This is a genomic window from Nitratidesulfovibrio sp. 1201_IL3209 (assembly GCF_036763125.1).
GTDB lineage: Bacteria > Desulfobacterota > Desulfovibrionia > Desulfovibrionales > Desulfovibrionaceae > Cupidesulfovibrio.
Map to the genome: position 1 here is coordinate 1 of NZ_JBAIYT010000053.1, position 10,019 is coordinate 10,019.

Genomic DNA, 10,019 nt, shown 5'->3' on the forward strand with positions numbered 1-10,019 from the left:
TCAAGGGGTAGCCAAAGAGACAAAGGCACTGGCTTGAACGCAGTGAAAGCAGCGTCCTTTAGGCGCAGGCCGGTAATATGCCCTTATAGGGCAGAGCAAACCACCCGCTATGCGGGTGGTTTTGATTTTCTGGCGGAGAGGGTGGGATTCGAACCCACGTACCGGCTACTAACCGATAACTCGATTTCGAGTCGAGCGCGTTACGGCCACTTCGCTACCTCTCCGCGTTGCCAACTGGGGCTTGCCCGTGGCGGAGTGACCTTTTAGGCAATTTCCGGAGGGAATGCAAGCCCCAAGGGGAGTGCGGCGTATAGCCTGTGGTGACTGCCCGTTCTGTCCGGATGGGCAGTGCGGGGAGCTATTGCGGCGGAGAGGGTGGGACTCGAACCCACGGCGCATGCGGAACGGTTCGCTTTCCCTCTGCTTCCGGCGGGCAGCGCCAGAGGGGCAATCAGGTTACCCGCTGCCGCTACCTCCGCTCCCGGAAAAACTCCTGCAACAGCGCCCCACACTCCGCCGCGCGCACGTGGCCCATGTGCCACACCCGGTGGTTGTGGAAGGGCTGGTCCAGCGCGTCGAGGCAGGAGGTGACGGCCCCGGCCTTCAGGTCGGGCGCGCCGTATACCACGCCCGCCACGCGGGCGTGCACCATGGCCCCGGCGCACATCAGGCAGGGTTCCAGCGTCACCACCAACACCGCGCCGTCCAGCCGGTAGTTGCCGGTGTTGCGGCAGGCCTTGCGCAGGGCCACCATTTCCGCGTGGGCGGACGGGTCGTGCGTGGCCACCGGGGTGTTGTGTCCCGCGCCGATGATGTGCCCCGCCCGGTCCACCACCACCGCGCCCACGGGCACCTCGCCAAGGTCCGCGGCCTTGCGGGCCTGCGCAAGGGCGGCGTCCATCAGCGCATCCCACGTCCAGCCGGGCGGGGCGGGCGGCACGGGGCCCGCCGGTCCGCGCAGGGCGTAGGGCGGCAGGATGAAGGCGTCGTCCGTCACGATACTGCTCCGAAAACGGTCCGGCCCGGTTCCCATCAGGTGGCCGGGCCGGTGATCCGTTGTATCTCTGGCGCGGCGGAAGCCCGCAAGCCTCCGCCAGCCGCCCCTAGATGATCACGTGCTTCTTGATGTACGCCACCACCTGCTCGGGGGTGTCCAGCACGGTGACGAGGTCCATTTCCTCTTCACGGATGAAGTCGTACGAGACCATCTTGTCGCGGATCCAGTCCAGCAGGCCGTTCCAGTAGTCGCTCTTGTACAGCACGATGGGGAACGGCTTGATGCGGTGGGTCTGCGTCAGCACGAAGGCCTCGGTCAGTTCGTCCAGCGTGCCCACGCCGCCGGGCATGACCACGTAGGCCATGGCGTACTTGATGAACATCAGCTTGCGCACGAAGAAGTAGCGGAAGTCGCAGCGGGTCTTCACGTACTGGTTGGCGCCCTGTTCCATGGGCAGGTGGATGTGCAGGCCCACGGACGTGCCGCCCGCCTCATGGGCGCCCTTGTTGCCCGCTTCCATCAGGCCGGGGCCGCCGCCGGTGATCACGCCGTACCCGGCCTCCACCAGCTTGCGGGCAATGGCCTCGGTTTCCATGTACAGGGGGCTGTCCGGCTTCACCCGCGCGGACCCGAAGATGGACACGCAGCGGTCCAGGTCGCTCAACGTCTCGAATCCGTCCACCAGTTCGGCCATTATCTTGAAGAGCCGCCACGACTCCTTTATGGACAGGCTGTCAATCACGTACTGCTTGGAAGAACCCATTGCACACTCCTTGAGTTTTGCGCACTATACGGATTCCGCGCAGCCTGCGCAACGCTCGGGAATCGTTCGCGGGTTGGCGTGCCGGGGAATCATCCCCCGGTCCGGAGAGAACCCGGCCAGCGAATCCCGCGCCTCCGCGCCGTTGCGCGTCAGGTGCGCGCATGCGTGCCCCGCATGACCGGTACCCCCGCATGCCCGGCACATCCGAACGCACCCTGACGCGTCCGAACCTGTTCGAACGCATCCCAACGTATCCGGCGCTTCCGGCACCTTCGCATCGCACGCCATCCGCGCCCTTCATCACTCACCGGAACCAGAGGAACGGCATGAACATACAGTTTCTGGGAGCCGCACAGACCGTCACCGGCTCGTGCTACATGCTGGAAGCCAACGGCACCCGCTTCGCCATCGACTGCGGCATGCACCAGGGCAACTCCGAAATCGAAAAGCGCAACGTCGATACGGACATCTACCGCCCCGGCGACATCGCCTTCTTTCTCGTCACCCACGCCCACATCGACCACACCGGCCTGCTGCCGCGCATGACGCGCGAAGGCTTCAAGGGCGACATCTACTGCACCCCGCCCACGCGCGACCTGATGGACATCATGTTGCAGGATTCCGCGCACATCCAGGAAATGGAAGCGGAATGGGAAACCCGCAAGCAAAGCCGCTTCGGCAGGCGCAAACCGGTGGACCCCCTGTACACCATGGCCGACGCCCAGAACGCCGTGCGCAGGCTGCGCCCCGTGGAATACAACGCCCCGTTCGAGCCCGCGCCGGGCATCCGCGTCACCTACAAGGACGCCGGACACATCCTGGGTTCCGCATTCCTCGAAATCGAGGTGACGGAAAACGGCACCCCCACGCGGCTGGTGTTCTCCGGCGATCTTGGGCGGCCCAACCAGCTCATCGTCAACGATCCGGACCACCCCGCCCGGCCGGACTACCTGTTCATGGAGTCCACCTACGGCGACCGCGACCACAAGAACTCCGAGAACAGCCGGGCCGAACTGGCGGAAGCCATCGCCTACAGCCACGGCCACGGCGAAAAGGTGATCATTCCCGCCTTCGCGGTGGAGCGCACCCAGCAGGTGCTGTACACCCTGCACATGCTGTGGCAGGACGGCAAACTGCCCGCCGACATGCCGGTGTACATCGACAGCCCGCTGGCCATTCGCGCCACGGAAATCTTCCGCAAGCACCCGCGCTTCTACGACGACGACCTGAAGGCCGCCTACGCGCGCGGCGAAGACCCGCTGTCCCTGCCCAACCTGCGCTACACCCTGAGCAGCCAGGAATCGCAGGCGCTCAACGGCATGAAGGGTTCGGCGGTGATCATTTCCGCCAGCGGCATGTGCAACGCCGGGCGCATCAAGCACCACCTGCGCCACAACCTGTGGCGGCAGGGGGCGTCCATCGTGTTCGTGGGCTACCAGGGCGTGGGCACGCCGGGCCGCAAGATCGTGGACGGCGCGCAGACCATCCGCCTGTTCAACGAAGACGTGGCGGTGAACGCCAGGGTGTTCACCATCGGCGGCTTTTCGGCCCACGCCGGGCAAAGCCACCTGCTCGACTGGGTGGGGGCCTTCCAGCACAAGGACATGGAAGTGTTTCTGGTGCACGGCGAAGAAAAGGCCCAGACCACCCTTTCGGAAAAGCTGCACGAACGCTACGGTCTTACCGTGCACGTGCCCACCTACATGGAAGAGGTGACGCTGAAGCCGGGCCGCACCATGCTCACCGCGCCCGACGAAAGCCGCGCCCATCCGCGTGTGGACTGGGAATTCCTGCTGGGCGACACCGAGGCCAAGGTGGCCATGCTGCGCCAGCGCCTGGCCGGGGTGGAAAAGCGCCCGTGGGTGGAGCAGGTGGACATCCGCGACCGGATGGCCGACCTGAACAGGGAAATCCTGAGTCTGCTTTCGCAGGTCTAGGCTCAAAATTGCCCTTTTGCCCGTTGGCATCCGGCCCGAAGGGCGCGGAGCATGAACGTTTACTTGCTTCAGGAGTTTCATGCGCATCATCGCAGGTGAATACGGCGGCCGCGTGCTGAAGACGGCCGAAGGACCGGGCTACCGGCCCGCCATGGGCAAGGTGCGCGAGTCGCTCTTTTCCATGCTGGAGTCGCGCGGGGTGGTCTGGCCCGGCCTGCGCGTGCTGGATTTGTACGCGGGCAGCGGCAGCCTGGCCTTCGAGGCGCTGAGCCGGGGCGCGGCCGAGGCGTGGTTCGTCGAGGCCGCCCCCAAGGCGGCGGAGCTCATCCGCAGGAACGCGGAAACCCTGGGCATCGCCCCGGAGCGCTGGCAGGTGGTGCAGGAAGACTGCAACAAGCTGCTGGCGCGCCGGGCGCGCACCACCTTCGACGTGGTGTTCATAGACCCGCCCTACGGCGAGGGGCAGTTGTCGCCCACGCTGCGCAACGCGGTGCGCAACGGCTGGCTGGCCGACGGGGCCATCGTGGCCGTGGAGGTGGAGGCGCGCCTGCCGCTGGACCCGGAACGGGAGAACGCGGCGCTCGTGCCCATCGTCGACAGGACCTACGGACAGACGAGGATCGTGCTATGGACGACGCGCGAGAACGGGTAGGGCGCCTTGCCATCTACCCCGGCACCTTCGACCCGCTGACCAACGGGCACGTCAGCCTCATCCGCCGGGGCTGCCAGATCTTCGACAACGTGGTGGTGGCCGTGGCCGCCGACACGCCGAAGACGCCGCTGTTCTCGCTGGACGAGCGGGTGCGCATGGCCGAAGAGGTGTTCGCCGGGCATCCCGCCATCACCGTGGAGCCGTTCACCGGCCTGCTGGTGGACTACGTGGAGCGGCGCGGGGCCAACGTGATCCTGCGCGGGCTGCGCGCGGTGTCCGACTTCGAGTACGAATTCCAGCTGGCCCTGATGAACCGCAAGCTCAAGCGGCACATCCAGACCGTGTTTCTGATGACGGACTACCAGTGGCTGTACATCAGCTCCACCATCATCAAGGCGGCGGCCAGCCTGGGCGGCGACATCAAGGGCTTGGTGCCGGAAAACATCTACCGCAAGCTGCGCGAGAAGTACGGCTACCCCTATCCGCTGGGCGACGACATCGACCTTGGCGTAGGGGGAGTCGGGGGGGTGGGAGGACGCGGGGGAGCCGGTGCGGCGGGTTCCGCCTTCGGGGCGGGCCTGGGCAACGGAGGCTTCCTGTCGCGCGGGCCGCGCGCGGGCTCCAGCGCCGAATGTGACGACGCGCTGCGCAACGGCGGCCTTGGCCCCGACGACGAGGGCTATGGCGGGGGGACGCCGCCCATGGCGCCGACGTTTTAATGACTGTGGCCGTGACTGGTTCTTCTGTTCCGCATGCGCCGCATGACGCCGACGCCCCCATCCGCGTGATCTGCCTGGTCGGCCCCACGGGGGCGGGCAAGACGGCGGCGGCGCTGCACCTGGCGCGCACCTTCGGGGCCGGGGTGGTCAACGCCGATTCGCGGCAGGTCTACCGCGACTTCCCCGTCATCACCGCGCAGCCCTCGCCGGAGGAACGCGCGGTGTGCCCCCACCTGCTGTACGGCTTTCTGCCGAGCACGGAAAAGATCAGCGCGGGCGTGTGGACCGACAAGGCCACGGCAGCCATCGACACCCTGCGCCGGGACGAGTCGCGCCGTGACGGGCTGCTGCCGCTGCTGGTGGGCGGCACCGGGCTGTACCTGAAGACCCTGCTGGACGGCATCGCCGACATTCCCCGCGTGGACCCGGCCATCGGCGCCCGGCTGGAGCGCCAATGCGACGACCTGGGCGCGCCCGCGCTGCATGCCCGGCTGGCGGCCATCGACCCGGAGTACGCCGCGCGCATCCACCCCAACGACCGGCAGCGCGCCGTGCGCGCGCTGGAGGTGCACGAAGGCACCGGGCACACCCTGTCGTGGTGGCACGCCCGGCCCGTGCCGCCGCCGCGCTTCGCGGCGCTGCGCATGGGCATGGACATGAGCCTGGACGAGTTGACGCCCCGGCTCGACCGGCGCATCGACCTCATGCTGGAGGCGGGCGCACTGGACGAGGCGCGCGCGGCCCGCGCCCTGTGCGACGACCCGGCCGCGCCGGGCTGGTCGGGCATCGGCTGCGTCGAACTGTACCGCCACCTCACCGGCGAACTGACCCTGGCCGAGGCCCGGCTGCTGTGGCTGCGCAACACCCGCGCCTACGCCAAGCGGCAACTGACGTGGTTCCGCGCCGACAGGCGCATCCGCTGGGTCAGGCCCGACGACCTCGACGCCATGGCCGCGCTCACGGCCGCCTTCCTGCGCGGCGAGACCCGGGAGTAGGGCGGGCCGCCACGGTGCGCGCCGTCCGCCTTCGATACCCTTCCACCCCACCGCAGCTTCCCCGTTCCCCTCTCTCTTCGCTCTTCTTGCCCGGCGCGATCTCGCCTGCCCGGCGTCACGTGTCGCGCGAAATGCGTCACGTCAGTTGTCACATACTCACCTGTGGTGTACCATGCGCCAAACCTCGGGGAGGCGTTCATGAAAGCACAGGATACCGTGAATCCGGGCCGCAGGCCGTGGAGCCCTTACGTGGGCGGCGCGCTGAGCGGCCTTCTGGTGGTGGCGTCGGTGTGGGTGACGGGCAAGTTCTTCGGCGCGTCCACCACCTTCGTCCGTTCGGCGGGCTTCGTGGAGCGGGTGTTTTCGCCCGAGCGCGTGGCCGCGCTGGAGTACTTCGTCAAGGAAGCGCCCAAGGTGGACTGGCAGTGGATGTTCGTGGCCGGGATATTCGTGGGGGCGCTGCTGGCGTCGCTGGGCTCGGGTACCTTCCGCTGGCAGGGGGTGCCGCCGGGCTGGGCGGAACGGTTCGGCCCGTCCAGGCTGCGGCGCGGCGTGGCGGCCTTCTGCGGCGGCGTGCTGGCCATGTTCGGCGCGCGCCTGGCCGACGGCTGACCCAGCGGACACGGGCTGAGCGGTTCGCTCCAGCTTTCCTTGAGCGGTTTCGTGGCGCTGGCCTGCTTTTTCGCGGGCGGGCTGGTGATGGCGCGCATCCTGTACCGGGGGAGGTAGCCATGGACCTTACGTGCGGACTCGTCACGGGCATCCTGTTCGGGATATTCCTGCAACGCTCCGAAGTGCTGCGCCATGACCGGCAGTTGGGCGCGCTGCGCCTGCGCGACATGACCATCGTCAAGTTCATGCTCTCCACCGTGGTGGTGGCCATGGTGGGAGTGTACCTGCTGGTGGACCTGGAACTGGCGAAACTGTCGGTGAAGCCGCTGGTGCTTGGCGGCAACATTGTCGGCGGGCTGGCCTTCGGGCTGGGCTGGGGCCTGCTGGGCTATTGCCCCGGCACCTCGCTGGGGGCGTTGGGCGAGGGCCGCTGGGACGCCCTGTGGGGCATCCTGGGCAGCCTGTGCGGCGCGGCCCTGTACGCCGAAGCCTACCCGGCCATGAAGACCACCCTGCTGACCTGGGGCGATTTCGGCAAGATCACCCTGCCGCAGGTGCTGGGGGTGAACCACTGGGTGGTCATCGTGCCGCTGGCGGCGGGCGCGGTGCTGCTGTTCCGGTGGTTCGAGCGCAAGGGATTGTAGACACGGAACAAGGACAGGCTTCCGGGCCGCCGCTCCCGCATCGGAGTGGCGGCCCGTTGCGTTTGGAGGGGAGCAGTCCGGCTTCCCGGCGCCGTGGCGCGAAACGGAGCAGCCGTCCGGAAAATGGCCGTGGTACTTGCCCGCCGGGCCATCACCCCCTATGCTGGGCGAAACGCGGCGTCGGGTTTCCGACTGCGGCGCATGCCCGGCCCGGTTTCGGCGGAACGCCGACCCGGCCGGGCTTTGGCGGGCGCGAATCGCATGGCCCTTGGCGCGGAATTTGCTTTTTGCCGGGGCATGGCGCAGTCACGGAACACGGATCGCAGGGCGGCCTGCCCGGATATAATCACGGATGCGGGTGCGCATGGGGCGCGCCGCGCGTCATGTGCAACGGGCGCGACGGGCAGCCCGGTCGCGCTGGGCAAGCCGGGTACGCCGAATGCCGTCGGCAACGGAGGATGGTGGGTGAAGCGGAAACGCACGGCATACGGCGGCTTGTTGGCCGCGGCGGCGCTGGCGGTGGGCGTGCTCGGCCTGGTGGCCGGGTTCGTGCCCGACGCGGGCAGCCCGTTCGTGCGCGCTCCGTTGAGCGACAGGGTGCTGCGCGCCAAGCCCGCCGTGGAACGTCCCGTGGCCGAGGGTGAGCAGTGGCGCATGCGCGCCGCCGTGGCCCGGCCCGGCGATGCCCCCGCCGTGGTCGACCCGGCCAATCCGGCAGATCCTGCCAGTCCGGCCGCCGGGGCCGCCATGGCCGTGCCGACCTCCACCGTGACCGGTGGAGCGCAGCCGACGGTGGCCGCCTCGCCGGGGCTGCCCGACGTACTTTCCGGCGTGGCGGAAGAATCCTCCCCTCTCCACTCGGTGTCCCCGGTCAGCTTTGTCGGGGGCGGCGTGGCCGTGTCCACCGTGGACGGGCACCGCCCCGTGGACGCCATGGCCGACGCGTCGCCCATGATCCTGCCGGGGCTGGACCCCTTGCGCGTCGATGGCGGCCGCCTGGGTGAACCCATGCAGCCCACCCTGCCAACCTTGATAGTCGAGCCCGCCTTCTACGGCGAGGCCTTGGACCAGGCCGGACGCCCGTTGCGCTGGACGAGCAGCGAAACGTCGCGGCTGCTGGCCAGGGAGTGCGCCGCCACCCGGCGTTCCGCCGTGGCCGGGGTGCGCCGACCGGCGTACGGAGGCGCCTCGCGCGAGATGCTTGCGGCCGCCACGCCCGAACAGATGCTGCTGCGCGCCCGCCAGTACCGCGACATGGTGGACCGCTACGCCCGGCGCTACAACCTTTCCCCGCGCCTGGTGCTGGCCATCATGCACGCCGAGAGCGGGTTCAACCCCAACGCGGTCAGCCCGGCGCAGGCCCTGGGGCTGATGCAGATCGTGCCGGAAACCGCCGGGGGCGAGGTGCACGCCTACCTGCACGGCACGCCCGGCCAGCCGCCGCGCGACGCCCTGTTCGACCCCGGCACCAACATCCGCTACGGCACGGTGTACCTGCACCTGCTGTCCAACCGGCACTTTTCCGACATCGCCAACCCGGCCACCCGCGAACTGTGCGTCATCGCCGCCTACAACGGCGGCCCCAACGCCCTGCTGCGCGTGTTCGACGCCGACCGCGACAAGGCCGTGGCCCTGATCAACGCCATGACCACCCAGCAGGTGTACGACAAACTGGTGCGCCACATGCCCGCCGACGAATCGCGCAAGTACGTGGACAAGGTGCTTGCCTCGCTGGAGAATTTTTCATCCGTCCACTAGCCGCTGTTCCCGGATCGTCCTTCAGGGCGCCGCACGATCCGGACCCGTTTCGCGGCGTTGTGTTGCGAACCGAAAGGGCGTAATGGGGGATGGTCGCGCCGACCGGCGCGCCGCCATGCCCAGCGGGCACGGCATTCCAGTCCGTGGTCGCCCCCGCGCGGGGCCAACCGTTCCGAACACAGGAGTCGTTCATGAAAAGATATGCCCTCGTACTGCTGGCCCTTGCCGCCATGGTGGCGCTTGCCGGGTGCAACCAGCCCAAGTCCGGCGGCATCGCCGTGGTGAACACCGCCCGCGTCTACCAGGAAAGCGAGGCGGGCAAGGCCGGGGTGAAGCACCTCGAAACGCTGCACGAGGAAATGCAGAACCAGCTCAACCAGATGCAGGAATCGTTGCAGCAGGACCAGAGCGACGACAACAAGCACAAGTTCCAGGAAGCCTTTGCCGACTACCAGAAGCGCATGGGCGCCGAACAGCAGCAGGTCATCTCCGTCCTGAACGAAAACCTGCAGAAGGTGCTGGACACCTACCGCGAAAAGAACGGCCTCGACGTCATCGTGGGCAACGACAACGTGCTTTCCGCAGGCCCCAGCGCCGATGTCACCGGCAACATCGTGGCCGAACTGAACAAGATGAACATCACCTTCAAGCGCCTTGAGGCGGAAGCCCCGGCCACGCCGGTGGAAGCCCCCAAGCAGTAGCGCCGCCGGGCATGCGGCAGGCGCCCGGCGCTACCCGCGATGCCTGCATATGGTCGGCATATGGCCGACAGATGGTAATGACAAGGACGCCCTGGCAGGTCGGGGCGTCCTTTCTTGTATGTAGAAAACCCCGCGCTATGCGCGGGGTTCTCGTAAGCTTACAGCTATGGTGATGTAAGAAAAACTCCTTTTGATTTGTTATGAAAGACCTGCGGTCTGGCAACTGCAAGTCAAACAAATC

9 protein-coding genes, 1 tRNA gene and 1 pseudogene are annotated in these 10,019 nt (G+C 67.8%); 8 read left to right on the plus strand and 3 right to left on the minus strand.

The window, feature by feature from the left end:
• Positions 1-130 precede the first annotated feature (130 nt).
• The 3 genes from V6B97_RS16570 to V6B97_RS16580 form a co-directional block, all read right to left on the minus strand.
• Positions 131-224, minus strand: a tRNA-Ser gene (locus tag V6B97_RS16570).
• A gap of 245 nt (positions 225-469) precedes the next feature.
• A complete protein-coding gene (tadA, locus tag V6B97_RS16575; protein ID WP_333507642.1) occupies positions 470-901 on the minus strand; it encodes a tRNA adenosine(34) deaminase TadA in 432 nt (143 codons plus the stop codon).
• A 202-nt stretch (positions 902-1,103) separates the two neighbouring features.
• Positions 1,104-1,760, minus strand: coding sequence for a TIGR00730 family Rossman fold protein (locus V6B97_RS16580; protein ID WP_333507635.1), 657 nt, complete (start codon positions 1,758-1,760; stop codon positions 1,104-1,106).
• A 326-nt stretch (positions 1,761-2,086) separates the two neighbouring features.
• On the opposite strand from V6B97_RS16580, the gene V6B97_RS16585 reads away from it, so the two are divergent.
• The 8 genes and pseudogenes from V6B97_RS16585 to V6B97_RS16620 all read left to right on the plus strand — a co-directional run bounded on the left by V6B97_RS16585 (position 2,087) and on the right by V6B97_RS16620 (position 9,778).
• Entirely contained in the window at positions 2,087-3,697 is a 1,611-nt protein-coding gene (locus V6B97_RS16585) for an MBL fold metallo-hydrolase (protein ID WP_333507636.1), read from the plus strand.
• Positions 3,698-3,776: 79 nt separating this feature from the next.
• Positions 3,777-4,349: a 16S rRNA (guanine(966)-N(2))-methyltransferase RsmD gene (gene rsmD / locus V6B97_RS16590; RefSeq protein ID WP_333507637.1), complete on the plus strand. Its 573-nt coding sequence runs from the start codon at positions 3,777-3,779 to the stop codon at positions 4,347-4,349.
• Positions 4,325-4,855: pseudogene (gene coaD, locus V6B97_RS16595) on the plus strand (pantetheine-phosphate adenylyltransferase); the annotation flags it as partial. The gene rsmD and the pseudogene coaD, both read left to right, overlap by 25 nt.
• A gap of 212 nt (positions 4,856-5,067) precedes the next feature.
• The gene (gene miaA, locus V6B97_RS16600; protein WP_442935504.1) at positions 5,068-6,063 is read left to right on the plus strand and encodes a tRNA (adenosine(37)-N6)-dimethylallyltransferase MiaA; all 996 of its coding nucleotides are present in this window, start codon (positions 5,068-5,070) and stop codon (positions 6,061-6,063) included.
• A 198-nt stretch (positions 6,064-6,261) separates the two neighbouring features.
• Complete coding sequence (locus V6B97_RS16605; protein ID WP_333507638.1) at positions 6,262-6,792, plus strand: YeeE/YedE thiosulfate transporter family protein; 531 nt, start codon at positions 6,262-6,264, stop codon at positions 6,790-6,792.
• Positions 6,793-6,794: 2 nt separating this feature from the next.
• Positions 6,795-7,319 carry a DUF6691 family protein gene (locus V6B97_RS16610; RefSeq protein ID WP_333507639.1) on the plus strand — a complete coding sequence of 175 codons (525 nt, stop codon included), beginning with the start codon at positions 6,795-6,797 and terminating at the stop codon, positions 7,317-7,319.
• Between the two features lie 465 nt (positions 7,320-7,784).
• Positions 7,785-9,077 carry a transglycosylase SLT domain-containing protein gene (locus V6B97_RS16615; RefSeq protein ID WP_333507640.1) on the plus strand — a complete coding sequence of 431 codons (1,293 nt, stop codon included), beginning with the start codon at positions 7,785-7,787 and terminating at the stop codon, positions 9,075-9,077.
• Positions 9,078-9,268: 191 nt separating this feature from the next.
• Positions 9,269-9,778, plus strand: coding sequence for an OmpH family outer membrane protein (locus V6B97_RS16620; protein ID WP_333507641.1), 510 nt, complete (start codon positions 9,269-9,271; stop codon positions 9,776-9,778).
• The last annotated feature ends 241 nt before the right edge of the window (positions 9,779-10,019 follow it).